Source organism: Corynebacterium sp. Marseille-P8863 (assembly GCF_946902955.1).
Taxonomy (GTDB): Bacteria; Actinomycetota; Actinomycetes; order Mycobacteriales; family Mycobacteriaceae; genus Corynebacterium; species Corynebacterium gottingense.
The window spans coordinates 14,405-31,301 of the sequence record NZ_CAMPQC010000018.1 but is presented as its reverse complement, the minus strand read 5'-3'; the positions used below and the strand labels follow the sequence as shown (position 1 = coordinate 31,301).

Below are 16,897 nucleotides of genomic sequence, written 5' to 3'. Positions count from 1 at the left end.
ACAGCCATGGCTTTCGCTGCAGAACACCCAGTCCTTGCGCACTCCGAGTTCCGCCCCGTCGGCGAGATTGAGCGGCGCGAAAAGCCGTTTGAGGTGGTCTCCGAGTTCGAACCGTCCGGCGACCAGCCCGCCGCGATCGCGGAGCTGGACGAGCGGCTGCGCCGCGGCGAGGAGGACGTCGTGCTCATGGGTGCGACTGGTACGGGTAAGTCCGCGACGGCGGCGTGGCTGATTGAGCAGCAGCAGCGGCCAACGCTGGTGATGGCGCCGAACAAAACGCTGGCCGCGCAGCTGGCAAACGAGCTGCGGCAGCTACTGCCCAACAACGCCGTCGAGTATTTCGTCTCCTACTACGACTACTACCAGCCGGAGGCGTACATCGCGCAGACCGATACCTACATTGAGAAGGACTCGTCCATCAATGATGACGTGGAGCGCTTGCGCCACTCCGCAACCTCCGCGCTGCTGAGCCGCCGCGACGTGGTGGTCGTCTCCTCCGTGTCCTGCATCTACGGCCTGGGCACCCCGCAGTCCTACCTGGACCGCTCGATCGTGCTGCGCGTGGACGAGGAGGTCGAGCGCGACCGGTTCCTGCGTCTGCTCGTGGACGTCCAATACGAGCGCAACGACATCGACTTCAAGCGCGGCACCTTCCGCGTCAAGGGCGACACCGTCGACATCATCCCCGCCTACGAGGAGGTCGCCGTGCGCGTCGAGTTCTTCGGCGACGAGGTCGACTCGCTCTACTACATCCACCCGCTCACGGGCGACGTACTCAGCCAGGAGGACGAGGTGCGCATCTTCCCGGCCACCCACTACGTGGCCACCGAGGAACGCATGGAAAAGGCGATCCAGGCGATCAAGGAGGAGCTCGCCGACCGGCTCGAGGAACTGGAGAGCAAGGGCAAGCTCCTCGAGGCGCAGCGCCTGCGGATGCGCACCGAGTACGACCTGGAGATGATCCAGCAGGTGGGGTTCTGCTCCGGTATTGAGAACTACTCGCGGCACATGGACGGCCGCGGCCCCGGCTCCGCGCCGGCCACGCTCATTGACTACTTCCCGGAGGACTTCCTCACCATCATTGATGAGTCCCACGTGACCGTGCCCCAGATCGGCGGCATGTTTGAGGGCGACATGTCGCGCAAGCGAAACCTCGTGGAGTTCGGGTTCCGCCTGCCCAGTGCCGTCGATAATCGGCCCCTGACCTTCGACGAGTTCGAGGCGCGCGTAGGGCAGACCGTGTACATGTCGGCGACCCCGGGCGACTACGAGCTCGAGGCCGCGCAGGGCGAGTACGTCGAGCAGGTGATCCGCCCGACCGGACTGGTGGACCCGAAGGTGACCGTCAAGCCGACGAAGGGGCAGATCGACGACCTCATCGACGAGGTGCGCCAGCGCGTGGACAAACAGGAGCGCGTGCTCGTGACCACGCTGACCAAGCGCATGGCCGAGGACCTCACCGACTACTTGCTCGACCACGGCATCAAGGTGCGCTACCTGCACTCCGACATTGATACGCTGCAGCGCGTCGAGCTGCTGCGCCAGCTCCGGCTTGGCGAGTTCGACGTGCTCGTGGGCATCAACCTCCTGCGCGAGGGCCTCGACCTGCCCGAGGTCTCGCTCGTGGCCATCCTGGACGCGGACAAGGAGGGCTTCCTGCGCTCCACGAAGTCGCTCATTCAGACCATCGGCCGCGCGGCCCGCAACGTCTCCGGCGAGGTCATCATGTACGCCGACACAATCACCGAATCCATGCAGGAGGCAATCGATGAGACCGAGCGCCGCCGCGAGAAGCAGCTGGCCTACAACAAGGAGCACGGCATCGACCCGCAGCCGCTGCGCAAGAAGATCGCCGACATCCTCGACCAGGTCTACGAAAACGGCGATGCCGAGGAGCAGGCGAGCCTGAGCTCGGATGCAGCGGTGGCAGAGAAGCCGGACGTGACCACCATGGCCTCCGACGAGGTGCAGAAGCTTATCGACGACCTCACGAAGCAGATGGGCGACGCGGCCCGCGAGCTGAAGTTTGAGCTCGCCGGCAGACTCCGCGATGAGATTGCAGATCTGCGCAAGGAACTCCGTGGTATGAAAGACACAGGAAACTAGAACGAGAAAGGGCGCAATACCCATCATGCACACTTACACATCCATCGCCGTGGGCACCGACGGTTCGCCGACCTCCCTGGTGGCCGTCCGCGCCGCAGCCAGCCTGGCCCGCGTGTACGACGCCCAGCTCACCGTCATCTGCGCGCACTACACCGCCTCCGGTTCCATGCTGAACTCCACGAACGCCGAGCTGAGCAAGATCGACATCGTGACCGAGACCGGTGCCCAGGAGATCCTGACCCGCGCCCGCACGATCGCGGAGGAGGAGCAGGCTCCGAAGGTCAACGTCGTGACCAAGGCCGGGCAGCCGGCGAACGTGCTGCTTGAGTCCGTCGCGGAGTACGCGGTCGACCTGCTCGTGGTGGGCAATAAGGGGATGCGCTCGCTGGCTGGCCGGGTATTTGGCAACATCCCTGGGAGCGTGGCAAAGAAGGCTCCGGTGGACGTTATGCTGGTAGATACCAGGGCCGAGGGGCATAACTAACCTCCCCGGAGTACCCGGAGTACCATGTCCACAGATTCCTAAACTCGATGAAAGGTCACCCAGACACTATGGCTGAGTACTACAACAACATCGTCGTCGGCTCCGACGGCTCCAAGTCCTCCCTCCTCGCTGTGGAGCGGGCGGCACGGATGGCAGCGGCCTTCGGGGCAACGCTGGTCATCGGCACGGCGTACTACCGCACCGAAGAGGACGCCTCCAAGGCGCTGCGCCAGGACTCGGTGACCATTCTGGGCGACGATCAGGCACTGAAGAACCTCGAGGAGGCCGCTGAGCACGCTCGCTCCTTCGGCGTCGAGGATGTACAGACCGCGACCCGCCCGGGCACCCCGGTCGAGGCGCTCATGGCGATCGTGAACGACAACAAGGCTGAGCTGCTGGTCGTGGGCAACCGCGGCATCAACTCGCTCACCGGCCGCCTGCTGGGCTCCGTGCCGGCTGACGTTGCACGTCAGTCCGACTGCGACGTGATGATCGTCCACACCGTCAAGTAACGGTGCCGACGGTGGCGCTTAGCCGATCACCGTCAGGCTCTGAGTCGCTCGCGTAGCGGCAACGTAGAGGTCTTGCCACCCCTGTGGCGAGGCCTCTATTATTTTGTCCGGTTCGACCACGATGACGTGGTCGAACTCCAACCCCTTCATCTGCGCCACGTTGGCGGCATCGATGACGGCAACGGTGCGCTGCTCCTGCGCATCCCCCTGGTGCAGCTCCACGCGCACCCACTCCGGGTCGGTCCCGGCAGGCAGGCGGCGCACCGGAACACCGGTCTCGCGGATGGCTACCGACGCCTGCGCCTCCGGGTCGATCTGCGCCAGGACCTCGCCCGCGTACTCCATGATCTCCGCGGGGGTGCGGTAGTTCACCGTCAGCTCGTGGGTGACAAACCGCTCGCCGACGAACGGCGCGAGTGACGCGGCCCAGTCGTCCGTGCCGGCGGGCGCCGACGTCTGCGCGGGGTCGCCCACCAGCGTCATCCACCTCGACGGGCACCGGCGGAACACCATCCGCCACTCCATGGGGGAGAGCTCCTGCGCCTCGTCCACGATCACGTGGCCGTAGGCCCAGGTGTGGTCCGCCCGCGCCCGCTGCGCGGTCGAGCGGATGTCGGTGACGCGCTGGCGGCTCGCTAGAGTCTCTGCGTCGATGACGTCGGCAGCGGAAAGGATTTCCGCTTCGAACTGGTCGTCGTCGTTGTCCGTGGACTCGGAGGACGCGAGCACGTCAAGGGCGTCGGCGGCCTCCTCGACCTGCTGGCGCCACTGCGCGTCCTCCTTCGCGCGCTGTTCCTCGGGCGCGACGACGCCGATGAGGACGGACAGCTCGTCGATAAGCGCGGTGTCCGACGCGAAGAACCCCGAACCCGGCGCGCGGTAGAGCGCGTCTTGGGTGTAGGCGTCGTAGTCCCCGGCGACCTCTGCGATGCGCGCGCGGTCCGTGAGCGTGACGTCGAGGACCTCTGCGGGGTCGAGCTCCGGGAAGTACTCGTCCACCAGGGCGATTACCTGCGGGTCGTCGGCGAGGTCGTCGTGCAGCTGGTCCACGTCTGCGGCGGAGAGGAGGTTGCGGCCGCCGAGCGGGTCCGCGCCGATCTTCTCCGCCAGGGCCTCCGCGAGCGACTGCGTGAGGTGCTCGGCGAAGTACTCGCGGGCCTGGTTGTGCGGCTTGCGCGAACGCCGGGCGCGGGTGCGTGCCGCCCTTACCATCGCCGGGGTGGCCTCGATGTCGACGGAGTCGATCTTCAAGGTGACGGGGCGCTCGGGCACCGTCTCAAAGGCCTGCACGGCACGCTTGAGCACCGTGACCATCTCCTCCGAGCCCTTGACCTCGCGCGCAGCCAGCGGCTCCGCGGCACGCGCCGGTGTGAACCCGGGGACGAGGTCTTCGATGGTGGACAGGACAACGCCGGTTTCGCCCAACTCGGGCAGGACGCGGGAGATGTACTCCAGAAACGTCGGGTTCGGGCCGATGATGAGCACGCCGGTGCGCGAAAGCTGCTCGCGCCAGGTGTACAGCAGGTAAGCCACGCGGTGCAGCGCCACCGCGGTCTTGCCGGTGCCGGGGCCGCCCTGGACGACCATGACGCCGCGAGTGGCGTCACGGATGATCTCGTCCTGCTCGCGCTGGATCGTTTCCACGATGGACTGCATGTGGCCGGTGCGTGCGGTGTTCATGGCGCGGCGCAGCGCGGCCTCGGAGCCGACGTTGCCGCCGTCGGTCGCTGACTCCGCGGCGCCAGGCTGGTCGGCGTCGGTGCTGTCTCCAGACAGGACCTCGTCATCCACCGCCGTCACCTTGCGGCCGCGCATGCGGATGTTGCGGCGCTGTTCCACGCCCTCGGGGTGCGCCGTGGTTGCTAGGTAAAACGGCCGCGCCAGTGGCGCGCGCCAGTCCAGCAGGAGGGTGCGGTAGTTGTCCGCGCGATCGTCCATCCCCATGCGACCGATGTAACGCCGCTCGAGCCCAGGACGCCCCGGGACCGGATTCTCCACGTCCGTGTCGGCGACGTCGATGCGGCCGAAGACCAGCCCCACCTCGGCGATGTTGAGTGCATCGAGTTTGGCGTTGAGCCCGTGGTACTCCGTTTCGCGGCGCACGAGTGCGTCCGAGTCCGGGTTGTCCGGGTCGACGTCGCGCTGCACCGCGGCCAGCTTCTCCTGGGCTGCGGTGACTTCCGCATCCAGGTGCCGGAAGAGCTCATCAACGTAAGCCTGCTCGGATGCAATGTGTTGGGGGTTTCTCACCCGCGTGTACCTCCTCACGATTCTCCGCGGTCAAACCGCGCCGTGTAAGCAACAAACGGCCCCGCCGCCCGGATTATTCCGGGTTGGCGGGGCCGCGGTGCGCGAAAGCGGGGGATTAGCCCAGCTTCTTCTGCAGCTTCTTCACCGACTTCTTGGCGCGCTTCTCGGCCTTTTTCGCCTTGCGCTTCCACTTCAGCTTCTGAATCCAAGACGGGTCAGCGTCGAGCTTGTCAAACGCAGCCTGCAGCTTATCGACGGAACCCTGTGCCTTCTTTTCCAGCTTCGCATGGTTCTTCTTCACCTTGTGCTTTGCGGAGAGCTTCTCCAGGGTGCTCGGGCGAAGGTCATCGATGGAGCCCTGCAGGTCGCCGACAATGCCGTGGACCTTGCGCTTGGCCTGGAACTGCTCGAGCTTGGACGGGGTAGCCTGCTCGATCAGCTTCTCCGCGTCGAAGTCCTTGTACGCGTCCTGCGCGCGATCGGAGGTCTCAGCGAGGAACTTCGAGGTCTGCTTCTTTGCGTCCTCGAACCAGTCGCCGGCTACCTCGGTGGCGTGGGAAGCAGCCTTCTTCCAGTCGTCCTTGTTGTCATCGACGTAGCTGGTGACCTGGCTGGTGACCTGGTCGGTGGTGTCGGACAACCAGTCGCTGGCCTTGCTCATGGTCTTCTCGGTCTCGGACTGAGTAGGCAGCGCCTGCTGGACGTTCTTGCGCGCAACCTTTGCGGCATTCTGCGCGCGCCACTGCAGGCCCGGCTTGCCGGCCGTGTCGACGGTAGCCAGCAGGACGCCGCCTGCGAGTGCGACATCGGTCAGCGCGCCGGTGCGGCGGCGGGCCTTGTCGTCCGCATCATCTGCCTCCCAGAACGCGTTGCGCCCGATCAGGGACGGGACGGTGGAGAGGGCGAGCAGGGACGCGGAGGTGCGCGGCATCTTGCCGATGGCGAAGAGGCTACCGGCACCGGCCTTGACGCCACCCACGATCTGGGCGGCGGTCTCCGGGTCCTTCGGCAGGAAGCTGCGGTACTGACGCGGCAGTACGGAGCGCACCTTCTTCAGTGCGGAGTCCGCAGCGTCCTTGTGCGACGCCGGGTTCAGCGCGGTCTCAACGCCGTCAATGATGTAAACGGACGCCAACATCGGGCGAGCGATCTTACGGATCATCTTGCAAACCAGTCCTTTTCATTTGATCGTGGTTTATTCAGGTTCATGCTGGAGCCCACAGCGGGACTCTTCTGGGCACAACTGTACTTACGTTCCGGTCTCATCGGGGAAACTCGGTGAAAAACGCTCGGCTACCAGCGACGCTGCCACCACTCATCCAGGTGGGGTCGTTCCTCGCCCAGCGTCGTCGGCTTCCCGTGGCCTGGGCGGACGATGGTGTCGTCCGCGTAGGCGTCGAACAGCTTGGTCTTCACCTCGTTGAACAGGCGGACAAAATCGCCCTCGGAGGCCGTCTTGCCCAGACCGCCGGGGAAGAGGGAGTCGCCAACGAAGAGGTTCGTCGCGCCGTCGATCTCCGCCGCGAGCGCCGCGCCGCCGGGGGTGTGGCCGCGCAGGATCATGACGGGGAACTGGTGGCCGTCGAACTCGAGGGTGTCGCCGTCCTTGAGCTCGCGGTCCACCGGCGCCGGCAGCGCCGGGGCGTCCAGGAACGGTGCCCAGTGCGTCGCGCCGGTCGCGTCGAGGACCTCCTTGAGCGCGCGGACGTGGTCGTGGTGGCGGTGCGTGGTGAGCACGTCGGTGATCTCTACGCCTGCGTAGCTGGCGAGGGAGAGGAGTGCGGCGGGGTCGGCGGCGGCGTCGATAAGCAGCCCCTTGCCCTGGGAAGCGATGAGGTAGCAGTTGTTGTCCATCTCGGAGACGGAAATCTGGTGCAATGAAAGCGTCATGGTGCCCCAGCGTAGCCGGGCGGGAATAGCTCGGGGGTGGCCCGAGTTGGTAGTTTCTAGGACTGAACCCCACAGAGAACCGCTAGGGAAGGGACGTGGTGACGTGGCTGAATGGCTGACCGTGCGCGGCGCGCGCGAACACAACCTCAAGGGCGTCGACATTTCGCTACCGCGAGACAAGATGGCCGTGTTTACCGGGCTCTCCGGCTCGGGCAAGTCTTCCCTGGCGTTCGACACGATCTTTGCGGAAGGCCAGCGCCGGTACGTGGAGTCCCTGTCCTCGTACGCCCGCATGTTTCTGGGGCAGATGGACAAGCCGGACGTGGACTACATCGACGGGCTCAGCCCCGCGGTGTCCATCGACCAAAAGTCCACGAACCGCAACCCGCGCTCGACCGTGGGCACGATCACGGAAATCTATGACTACCTGCGTCTGCTGTACTCGCGCGCGGGGACGCCACACTGCCCGGTGTGCGACGCGGTGATCCAGCGGCAGACGCCTCAGCAGATCGTCGACCAGGTCCTTGAGTACGAGGAGCGCACGAAGTTCCAGGTGCTCGCGCCGATCGTGCGCAAGCGCAAGGGCGAATTCCAGGACCTGTTCGCAGACCTGGCCTCCCAGGGCTATTCCCGCGTGAACGTGGACGGGGAGACCTACCAGCTCTCCGAACCGCCGAAGCTGGAGAAGCAGATCAAGCACACGATCGACGTCGTCGTGGACCGCCTGCAGGTGAAGGAGAGCCAGAAGCAGCGCCTCACCGACTCCGTCGAGACCGCGCTGAAGCTGGCCGACGGGCTCGTCGGGTTCGACTTCGTCGGCCTGGACGCGGACGACCCGGATCGCGTGCAGATCTTCTCGGAGAAGATGGCCTGCCCGAACGGACACAAGCTAGACGTGGAGGAGTACGAGCCCCGCGCATTCTCCTTCAACTCCCCGTTCGGCGCGTGCCCGGCCTGCGACGGCCTGGGGATGCGCAAGGAGATTGACACCGACCTGGTCATCCCGGACCCGGACGCCCCCGCGGTCGACGCGTTCCAGCCGTGGAACTCGAGCCCGAACAAGAAGTACTTCGTGCGGCTCATCGAGGCGCTGGCCAAGGAAGAAGGCTTCGACGCGCACGTGCCGTTTTCCTCGCTGACCAAGACGCAGCAGAAGCACCTGGTCAACGGTTCGAAGACCAAGGTGAGCGTGCGGTATAAGAACCGCTACGGCAGGCAGCGCTCCTTTAGCGCCGCGTACGAAGGCGTGATCGGCTACCTGGAGCGGAAGCTCGAGCAGGCGGAGACGGACACGCAGAAGGAGCGCCTGCTCGCCTACACCCGCGAGGTCCCGTGCCCGACGTGTAAGGGGGCACGCCTGAAGCCAGAGATCCTGGCGGTGCGCTTGGACTCCACGACGCACGGCGAGCGCTCGATTGCCGGGCTGACCGAGCTGTCCATCGAGGACGCGTCGGAATACCTTGACCACCTGGTGCTGGGGTACCGCGAGGAGATGATCGCCGGTGCCGTGCTGCGCGAGATCCAGGCAAGGCTCCACTTCCTGCTGGACGTGGGCCTGAACTACCTCACGCTGTCGCGTTCCGCCGGGACGCTCTCCGGCGGCGAGGCGCAGCGTATCCGCCTGGCCACGCAGATCGGCTCGGGACTTGCTGGCGTGCTGTACGTGCTGGATGAGCCCTCCATCGGCCTGCACCAGCGCGACAACAACAGGCTCATCGCCACGCTGAAGAAGCTGCGTGACCTTGGCAACACACTCGTGGTGGTGGAGCACGACGAGGACACGATCCGCGAGGCGGACTGGCTCATCGACATCGGCCCGCGCGCCGGTGAGTACGGCGGCGAGGTGGTCTACCAGGGCGAGCCCGACGGACTCGTCGAGGCGGAAGGCTCGCTCACCGGCGACTACATCGCCGGCCGCAAGAAGATCGAGGTGCCTGCGCAGCGGCGACCGCTGGATAAGGACCGGAAGATCAAGGTGGTTGGGGCCCGCGAGAACAACCTGAATAACGTCAGCGTGGAGATTCCGCTCGGCCTGCTCGTCGCGGTGACGGGCGTGTCCGGCTCCGGCAAGTCCACCCTGGTCAACGAGATTCTGGCCAAAACCCTGCAGAACGAGCTGAACGGCGCCCGCCAGGTTCCCGGCCGCGTCAAGCGCGTGGTGGGGCTGGACTCGTTGGACAAGCTGGTCCAGGTAGATCAGAGCCCGATCGGGCGCACGCCGCGCTCGAACCCGGCGACGTACACGGGCGTGTTTGATAAGATTCGCAACCTTTTTGCCGAAACACAGGAGGCGAAGGTGCGCGGGTACAAAGCGGGCCGCTTCTCCTTCAACGTCAAGGGTGGCCGGTGCGAGGCCTGCCGCGGCGACGGCACCATCAAGATCGAGATGAACTTCCTGCCCGATGTGTACGTGCCCTGCGAGGTGTGTGGCGGCGCGCGCTACAACAGGGAGACCCTCGAGGTCCGCTACAAGGGGAAGACGATCGCGGAGGTGCTGGAGATGCCGATCTCCGAGGCCGCCGAGTTCTTCGAACCGATTTCTTCCATTCACAGGTACCTCGCCACGCTTGTCGACGTCGGCCTCGGCTACGTCCGCCTGGGACAGTCCGCGACGACCCTGTCCGGCGGCGAGGCGCAGCGAGTGAAGCTGGCAACCGAGCTACAAAAGCGATCCAACGGCCGCACCATCTACATCCTGGACGAGCCGACGACCGGCCTGCACTTCGAGGACATTCGCAAGCTGATGCTCGTGCTCAACGGCCTGGTGGAGAAGGGCAACACCGTCCTGGTCATCGAGCACAACCTCGACGTTGTAAAGTCCGCCGACTGGATCATCGACATGGGCCCGGAGGGCGGCTCCGGCGGCGGCACCGTGGTTGCGCAGGGAACGCCCGAGGACGTGGCAGCGGTGGAAGGTTCGTTTACGGGCGAGTACCTGCAAAAGGTCCTGCACTAGCTGCCGGGGCGGGGCGCGGAGAATCGAAATAGCCCGTCTCGGCGTGCGATTTGGTGTCTCTCGCAACGGCTGCTAGCATATGCACCACTACCGCCCAGTGCTCCTGATTCAGGTGTACGGGCCGCAAGTGGAGTTACTCCCACCCCACGCCGCGCAGCAGCGCAGGATACGGGTCAACGGTATGGCACACGCGAGACGTGTGTTGTGCTGAACGGATGAACTCCCGCTGGCGTAAACGCTAGCGGGTTTTTCGTGTGGGATGACGTCGCTTGGGGCTTGGTAGCGATCACATTGTCATTCTCGTCTTTAGGAGTTCTCATCAGCGCTGAAGCTCGGATCAACGAACGAATCCGCGTACCGGAAGTTCGCCTCGTCGGCCCGTCCGGCGAGCAGGTGGGCATTGTCCGCACAGATGATGCCCGCAAGTTGGCGTACGACGCGGACCTCGACCTGGTCGAGGTCGCGCCGAAGGCCAAGCCGCCCGTGGCCAAGATCATGGATTACGGCAAGTACAAGTACGAGCAGGATCAGAAGGCCCGCGAGGCTCGCAAGAACCAGCAGCAGACCGTGGTGAAGGAACAGAAGTTCCGCCCGAAGATCGATGAGCACGATTACCAGACGAAGAAGGGCAATGTCGAGCGCTTCCTGGAGAAGGGCAACAAGGTCAAGGTGACCATCATGTTCCGTGGCCGCGAGCAGTCGCGTCCGGAACTCGGCTACCGCCTCCTCGAGCGTCTTGCAGACGACATCGGTGAGCTGGGCGTGGTCGAGTCTCGTCCGAAGCAGGACGGTCGCAACATGACGATGGTCTTCGGGCCGGCTCGCAAGGGCAAGAAGTAGCACACATTTTCAACTCTGAAGGGCTTTTACCATGAAGCAGAAGACCCACAAGGGCACCGCAAAGCGCATCAAGGTCAACGGCAAGGGCAAGCTGCGCCGCGAGCAGGCCGGCAAGCGCCACCTCAACGAGTCGCTGTCCTCCAAGCGTCGCCGCAAGCTGTCCGGCACCACCGACGTCGCACGGGCAGATCAGAAGCGCATGAAGCGCCTTCTTGGCCGCGCATAGTTCAACCAGCGCTCCGTAACCAGCACAAATACCGAATAAGTAAAGGAAGTTTGACTCATGGCACGTGTGAAGCGTTCAGTCAACGCCAAGAAGAAGCGCCGCGCAATCCTCAAGTCCGCGAAGGGCTACCGCGGCCAGCGCTCCCGCCTGTACCGCAAGGCCAAGGAGCAGTGGCTGCACTCCCAGACCTACGCGTACCGCGACCGTCGTAAGCGCAAGGGTGAGTTCCGCAAGCTGTGGATCCAGCGCATCAACGCCGCTGCTCGTCTCAACGACATCACCTACAACCGCCTCATCCACGGCCTGAAGTTGGCCGAGGTCGAGGTCGACCGCAAGATCCTCGCCGAGCTTGCCGTCAACGACTTCGCTGCGTTCTCCGCGATCTGCGAGATTGCCAAGAACGCCCTCCCGGAGGACGTGAACGCTCCGAAGGCTGCGTAAGCACCCTTCGCTTATCGACGCCCACCTCACCCTCGCACTTGCGAACGGGTCGGGGTGGGCGTTTGGCGTGCCCGGGCGTGTTCGGGTGCCTGAGTAAGGTGTGAGACATGACGAACCCCTATGACAACGGCAGCAACAACAACACCGGTGGACCCTACGGGAGCGGGTACCCCAGTGGACACGGCAATGGTGCAGATGACTGGTACTGGGACGAGCAGGGCGCGGCTGCCAACGAGTGGGCGCGCACCCGGCAGTTCTACGGCGGCAGACCCGGTAGCGCGAGCGCTCCCGCGCTGTCGGATCACTTCGAAACACTTCGCTCCTCAACCGCATCCGTGCAGCCTGTGAGGCAGCCCCGCGCATGGCCCCTTGCTGTCCTGCTGTGCCTTTTCTTTGGGCTTTTCGGTGTGCACAATTTTTACTTGGGGTACACCAAGCGGGGGCTTGTCCAATTGGGGCTCCACTTCTTCGGCTGGTTGACGACGTTCTTCTTGGTTGGCTTTGTCGTGTTGGGGGTGCTGGGGATCTGGGTGCTGTGCGACCTCGTCAGAATTTGCACGCGCAGCGGCTTCTACTCCACGGACGCGGACGGCGTGCCGTTGTTGCGGTAGCACGCCGGTAGAATCTAAGGCCATGAGCCTTGATTTCACGCAACCCTTTACTGAGCGCACCCCCCGAGTCGTCAACGCGGCGAAGCTGCACCGGGCGCAGGCCCGAAAGAAGGCGAACCGCTTCTTGGTGGAAGGCGCAAACTCAGTGGAGGCGGCCGTGGCGACGGGCGCGGCCACCGATCTTTTTGCCACAGAGCGTGCCGCAGACGAGTTCGCGGAAATCATCACCACGGCGGACTACATGGACGTGTTCACCCACGCCATTACTGATCAGGCGGCGAAGCACATGTCTGATACGGTCCACACCACCGGGCTCTTCGCTGTGTGCAAGCCGTCGCTGTGGACTGTCGGCGCGGCGCTGCGTGGGACCCCAGAGTTCGTCGCCGTAGGAGTGGAAACCAACGACCCAGGCAACGCGGGCACCATCATCCGCATCGCCGATGCGACTGGCGCGAATGCCGTGATCTTTGCCGGCGAGACGGTGGACCCGGAATCTTCCAAGGTTGTGCGCTCCTCTGCAGGCTCGCTGTTTCACCTGCCCGTGGCCCGCGAACGCAACATCAAGGACGTCCTGGGTCAGTTGCGCGCCAAAGGCTTGCAAGTAGTCGCGACCGCCATGGACGGAGAAGTCTCCCTCGACGCAGCGGGGGAGGTGCTCGCGAAACCGACTGCGTGGCTCTTCGGCAACGAAGCGCACGGGCTCCCCGACGAAATCCTGGAACTGGCTGACCACCGGGTGGCAATTCCAATCAAGGGAAGCGCGGAGTCATTGAACCTCGCCACTGCTGCAGCAATGTGCATGTGGGAGTCCTCCAAGGTGCTCGGCCAGGATTAGGCGACGCGTCGGGCCTTGTGCGCCCTCGAAGTTGTCTCTGCAGGCGTCGGACAATTGATGTGTGCGCCCGGGTATGCTTGTGTGCGCTGAAATATCACCAGACAAGTGGAAGGGACGAGCGTGTCCGAGACCCCGGAGATTCAACTGACCGAGGAAGCGCTAGACAGCGCTGCCGCGGCGGCGATCGAAGCGTTTGAGAACGCGGCAGACTTGCCGGCGTTGGAAGAGGCGCATAGGCAGCATCTGGGGGAGAAGGCCTTTATCCCGCAGGCGCGGCGTGCCCTGGGCACCCTACCGAAGGACCAGCGCAAGGACGCTGGTCGGATGGTGAATATGGCGCGCGGGCGCGTCGAGAAGCGCTTTGCGCAGCTGCGCGAGCTGCGCGAGGACGAATACCGTGCGCAGCAGCTCAAGGAAGAAGCGGTGGACGTCACGCTGCCGACAACTCGTGGGCAGGTTGGGGCGATGCACCCGATCACCACGCTGAGCGAGCAGATTGCGGACATTTTTGTCGGCATGGGCTGGGAAATCGCCGAGGGGCCGGAGGTTGAGGCGGAATACTTTAACTTCGACGCGCTCAACTTCATCCCGGATCACCCCGCGCGCACCCTGCAGGACACCTTCTACATTGGTGAGCCGGGTTCCAAGCAGGTCATGCGTACGCACACCTCGCCGGTGCAGGTGCGCTCCATGCTGGGCCGTGACGTTCCGTTGTACATCGCGTGCCCGGGTCGCGTCTTCCGTACCGACGAGCTTGACGCCACGCACACCCCGGTGTTCCACCAGATTGAGGGCCTGGCCGTGGATAAGGGGCTGACCATGGCACACCTCCGCGGCACCCTGGACCACCTGGCCAAGACGCTGTTCGGGCCGACGGCGAAAACCCGCATGCGTACGAACTACTTCCCGTTCACGGAGCCAAGCGCTGAGGTAGACGTGTGGTTTGAAAACAAGAAGGGCGGCGCAGGCTGGATCGAGTGGGGCGGCTGCGGCATGGTCAACCCAAACGTGCTGCGCGCTGTCGGCGTGGATCCGGAGGAGTACCAGGGCTTCGCCTTCGGCATGGGCCTGGAGCGCACCCTGCAGTTCCGCAACGGGCTGACGGACATGCGCGACATGGTCGAGGGCGACGTGCGCTTCACCCTGCCGTTCGGCGTACAGGCGTAAGCAGGCAATAGGAGAGAAGGGACAAGGACAACAATGCTGATTTCCAAGAACTGGATCACCCGCCTGCTGCACAACGCGGGCAACGAGGGCTGGACCGTCACTGACGACGAGCTGGACGCAGGCTTCGTCCGCGTCGGCTTCGAAACGGAGGGCTACGCGCCGATCGAGGAGACCACCGGCCCGCTCGTGCTGGGACGCGTCGCCGAGATTGAGGAACTCACCGGGTTTAAGAAGCCGATCCGGTACTGCCAGGTCGATGTGGGCGAGGCGAACGGCACCGGCGAGCTGCAGGGCATCATCTGCGGTGCGCGGAACTTTGCGCTCGGCGACCACGTCGTGGTGTCGCTGCCGGGCGCGGTCCTGCCGGGTGGCTTTGCCATCTCCGCGCGCAAGACCTACGACCACATCTCCAACGGCATGATGGCGTCCGCCGCGGAGCTCGGCATGACCACGAAGAGCGACGGCATCATCACCCTGCCCGAGGGCATGGGCAAGCCGGGCGATGATGCCCGCGAGATCCTCCAGCTCGATGACACGATCTTTGACGTCAACATCACCCCAGACCGTGGCTACGCGCTTTCCGCGCGCGGCCTGACCCGCGAGATCGCCTCCGCCTTTGACCTCACGTTCACCGATCCCGCCGCGGACCCGCAGGTCGCAGCCGTGGACACCTCGCAGGTCCCCGCAGCGCAGGGTTCGCTTATCGACGTCACCGTGGATGACTCCACCCGCGCTCGCCGCTTCGGGCTGGCCAAGGTCGAGGGCATTGACCCGGCAGCGAAGGCCCCGTTCTGGATGCAGCGCGAGCTCATGCTCTCCGGCATCCGCTCCGTCAACGCGGCGACTGACGTGACCAACTACGTCATGCTGCTCCTCGGCCAGCCGATGCACGCCTTTGACGCGGACAAGATCTCCGGCAACCTGCACGTGCGCAACGCGTCGGCGGGCGAGGAGTTTGAGACGCTGGACCACACGAAGCGCACCCTGCTGGACTCCGACGTGGTCATCACCGACGACGCAGGCATCCAGTCCCTCGCGGGCGTGATGGGTGGCGTCACCTCTGAGATCTCGGACGAGACGGTAAACGTGTACTTCGAGGCCGCCAGCTGGGACGAGCTCACGGTGGCGAAGACGGCGCGCCACCACAAGCTGAGCTCGGAGGCGTCGCGCCGGTTCGAGCGTGGCGTCGACCCGGCCATCGTGGAGGTAGCCCTGGACGTTGCGTGCGCGCTGCTGACCAGCATCGCTGGCGGCGAGATCGCGTCCGGACGCACCCTCGTCGGCGCGGTCCCGCAGCGCGAGGCCATTGAACTGCCGGTGGCCGCGCCGTCCAAGCTCATCGGCGTCGAGTACGCCGAGGAGACGGTCGTGCGCCGCTTGGAGGAGGTCGGCTGCGCCGTGGAGGCCGTGGAGAAGGCGGCCGAGGGCATCCTGGCTGTCACCCCGCCCACCTGGCGCGGCGACCTCACCGTCCCGGTCGAGCTGATCGAGGAAATCGTGCGCCTGGAAGGGCTGGACGACATCCCGTCTCTCCTGCCCACCCCGCGCGGTGGCCGCGGTCTGACTCCGGCGCAGCAGCGCCGCCGCGCCGTGACGCACGCGTTGGCCTACGCCGGTTACGCCGAGATTATCCCCACCCCGTTCATGGCAAACAGCACCTTCGACACCTGGGGCCTGGACGAGGACGACCCGCGTCGCAACACCGTGAAGGTGCAGAACCCGCTGGATACTGACTACGGAGTGCTCGCCACGACGCTGCTGCCGGCGATGCTCGAGGCCGTGGGGAAGAACGTGGCACGCGGTCGCGCTGACGTCGCGATGTACTCGGTGGCGCAAACGGCGTTCAAGCGCGCGGAAGCCTCGCCGCTGCCCAGCGTGGAAGCTCGCCCCGACGGGGCGACGATCTCCGGCATCCTGGATTCGGTGCCGCACCAGCCGCTGCATGTGGCAACCGTCGCGCTGGGCAACGCCGAGGAGGCAGGCCCGTTCGGCCAGGCTCGCGCCTACACCTGGGCAGACGCGCTCGAGTCGGCGCAGGTCGTGGCCCGCGCCGCAGGCGTTGAGCTCACGGTTGCTGCTGCGGAGTACCTGCCGTGGCACCCCGGCCGCTGCGCCGAGCTGCGCGTCGGCGAGACCGTCGTGGGGCACGCCGGCGAGCTCCACCCGCAGATTTTGGAGGCGCTCGAGCTGCCGCCGCGCGTGTGCGCGATGGAGCTCGACCTCTCCGCGCTGCCGTTTGCGGAGGTCCTCCCGGCCCCCATCCTTTCCGTCTACCCGGCGCTGCACCAGGACATCGCGCTCGTCGTCGACGAGGCAGTGCCGGCCGAGGAGGTCCGCAGGGTCCTCGAAGAGGGGGCAGGTGAGCTGCTCGAGGGTGTCACGCTTTTCGACGTCTACCGCTCCGAACAGCTCGGCGAAGCCAAGAAGTCCCTGGCCTTTGGCCTGGTGTTCCGCGCACCGGACCGCACGCTCACCGAGGACGAGGCTTCCGAGGCCCGCCTCGCGGCGGCGGAGGCGGCCAAGGCCCGCTTCGGCGCCGAGATGCGTGGCTAAACCAAGAATGAATAATTTGCAGCCGA

General features: G+C 65.3%; 14 protein-coding genes. 11 read left to right on the top strand and 3 right to left on the bottom strand.

Going from position 1 to position 16,897, the window contains the following annotated elements:
• The first annotated feature begins 6 nt into the window (after positions 1-6).
• The 3 genes from uvrB to OVO38_RS10585 all read left to right on the top strand — a co-directional run bounded on the left by uvrB (position 7) and on the right by OVO38_RS10585 (position 3,102).
• Positions 7-2,106 carry an excinuclease ABC subunit UvrB gene (gene uvrB / locus OVO38_RS10595; protein ID WP_095278830.1) on the top strand — a complete coding sequence of 700 codons (2,100 nt, stop codon included), beginning with the start codon at positions 7-9 and terminating at the stop codon, positions 2,104-2,106.
• Positions 2,107-2,131: 25 nt separating this feature from the next.
• Positions 2,132-2,590: a universal stress protein gene (locus OVO38_RS10590; RefSeq protein ID WP_239215906.1), complete on the top strand. Its 459-nt coding sequence runs from the start codon at positions 2,132-2,134 to the stop codon at positions 2,588-2,590.
• A gap of 68 nt (positions 2,591-2,658) precedes the next feature.
• A complete protein-coding gene (locus OVO38_RS10585) occupies positions 2,659-3,102 on the top strand; it encodes a universal stress protein (RefSeq protein WP_095536485.1) in 444 nt (147 codons plus the stop codon).
• Positions 3,103-3,120: 18 nt separating this feature from the next.
• Here OVO38_RS10585 and OVO38_RS10580 read toward each other — a convergent pair whose 3' ends face one another.
• The 3 genes from OVO38_RS10580 to OVO38_RS10570 form a co-directional block, all read right to left on the bottom strand.
• Entirely contained in the window at positions 3,121-5,352 is a 2,232-nt protein-coding gene (locus tag OVO38_RS10580; protein ID WP_267208460.1) for a HelD family protein, read from the bottom strand.
• A 115-nt stretch (positions 5,353-5,467) separates the two neighbouring features.
• The gene (locus tag OVO38_RS10575; RefSeq protein ID WP_095536487.1) at positions 5,468-6,514 is read right to left on the bottom strand and encodes a DoxX family protein; all 1,047 of its coding nucleotides are present in this window, start codon (positions 6,512-6,514) and stop codon (positions 5,468-5,470) included.
• Between the two features lie 131 nt (positions 6,515-6,645).
• On the bottom strand, positions 6,646-7,242 hold the full coding sequence (locus OVO38_RS10570; protein ID WP_198947168.1) for an MBL fold metallo-hydrolase: 597 nt from the start codon (positions 7,240-7,242) through the stop codon (positions 6,646-6,648).
• Between the two features lie 103 nt (positions 7,243-7,345).
• Here OVO38_RS10570 and uvrA point away from each other — a divergent pair, with 103 nt between their 5' ends.
• The 8 genes from uvrA (at position 7,346) to pheT (ending at position 16,871) form a co-directional block, all read left to right on the top strand.
• Positions 7,346-10,198, top strand: coding sequence for an excinuclease ABC subunit UvrA (gene uvrA / locus OVO38_RS10565; protein WP_267208459.1), 2,853 nt, complete (start codon positions 7,346-7,348; stop codon positions 10,196-10,198).
• 291 nt (positions 10,199-10,489) lie between these two features.
• Positions 10,490-11,038 (top strand): translation initiation factor IF-3, encoded by a 549-nt coding sequence (gene infC, locus OVO38_RS10560; protein ID WP_205691350.1) that lies wholly within the window; start codon positions 10,490-10,492, stop codon positions 11,036-11,038.
• Positions 11,039-11,069: 31 nt separating this feature from the next.
• Positions 11,070-11,264: a 50S ribosomal protein L35 gene (gene rpmI, locus OVO38_RS10555; protein WP_095278838.1), complete on the top strand. Its 195-nt coding sequence runs from the start codon at positions 11,070-11,072 to the stop codon at positions 11,262-11,264.
• A gap of 57 nt (positions 11,265-11,321) precedes the next feature.
• Positions 11,322-11,705: a 50S ribosomal protein L20 gene (gene rplT, locus OVO38_RS10550; protein WP_095278839.1), complete on the top strand. Its 384-nt coding sequence runs from the start codon at positions 11,322-11,324 to the stop codon at positions 11,703-11,705.
• A gap of 107 nt (positions 11,706-11,812) precedes the next feature.
• On the top strand, positions 11,813-12,316 hold the full coding sequence (locus OVO38_RS10545; RefSeq protein ID WP_095278840.1) for a TM2 domain-containing protein: 504 nt from the start codon (positions 11,813-11,815) through the stop codon (positions 12,314-12,316).
• Positions 12,317-12,338: 22 nt separating this feature from the next.
• Positions 12,339-13,151, top strand: a complete 813-nt coding sequence (locus OVO38_RS10540) for a TrmH family RNA methyltransferase (protein WP_267208458.1) — start codon at positions 12,339-12,341, stop codon at positions 13,149-13,151.
• A gap of 120 nt (positions 13,152-13,271) precedes the next feature.
• Positions 13,272-14,318: a phenylalanine--tRNA ligase subunit alpha gene (gene pheS, locus OVO38_RS10535; protein WP_267208457.1), complete on the top strand. Its 1,047-nt coding sequence runs from the start codon at positions 13,272-13,274 to the stop codon at positions 14,316-14,318.
• A 33-nt stretch (positions 14,319-14,351) separates the two neighbouring features.
• Positions 14,352-16,871: a phenylalanine--tRNA ligase subunit beta gene (gene pheT / locus OVO38_RS10530; protein WP_267208456.1), complete on the top strand. Its 2,520-nt coding sequence runs from the start codon at positions 14,352-14,354 to the stop codon at positions 16,869-16,871.
• Positions 16,872-16,897 lie beyond the last annotated feature (26 nt).

What these genes read in the sequence shown, in the direction of transcription:
- uvrB (WP_095278830.1), top strand. Translation starts at nt 7, where the DNA reads ATGGCTTTCGCTGCAGAACACCCAGTCCTTGCGCACTCCGAGTTCCGC.
- OVO38_RS10590 (WP_239215906.1), top strand. Translation starts at nt 2,132, where the DNA reads ATGCACACTTACACATCCATCGCCGTGGGCACCGACGGTTCGCCGACC.
- OVO38_RS10585 (WP_095536485.1), top strand. Translation starts at nt 2,659, where the DNA reads ATGGCTGAGTACTACAACAACATCGTCGTCGGCTCCGACGGCTCCAAG.
- OVO38_RS10575 (WP_095536487.1), bottom strand. Translation starts at nt 6,514, where the DNA reads ATGATCCGTAAGATCGCTCGCCCGATGTTGGCGTCCGTTTACATCATT.
- OVO38_RS10570 (WP_198947168.1), bottom strand. Translation starts at nt 7,242, where the DNA reads ATGACGCTTTCATTGCACCAGATTTCCGTCTCCGAGATGGACAACAAC.
- rpmI (WP_095278838.1), top strand. Translation starts at nt 11,070, where the DNA reads ATGAAGCAGAAGACCCACAAGGGCACCGCAAAGCGCATCAAGGTCAAC.
- rplT (WP_095278839.1), top strand. Translation starts at nt 11,322, where the DNA reads ATGGCACGTGTGAAGCGTTCAGTCAACGCCAAGAAGAAGCGCCGCGCA.
- OVO38_RS10545 (WP_095278840.1), top strand. Translation starts at nt 11,813, where the DNA reads ATGACGAACCCCTATGACAACGGCAGCAACAACAACACCGGTGGACCC.
- OVO38_RS10540 (WP_267208458.1), top strand. Translation starts at nt 12,339, where the DNA reads ATGAGCCTTGATTTCACGCAACCCTTTACTGAGCGCACCCCCCGAGTC.
- pheT (WP_267208456.1), top strand. Translation starts at nt 14,352, where the DNA reads ATGCTGATTTCCAAGAACTGGATCACCCGCCTGCTGCACAACGCGGGC.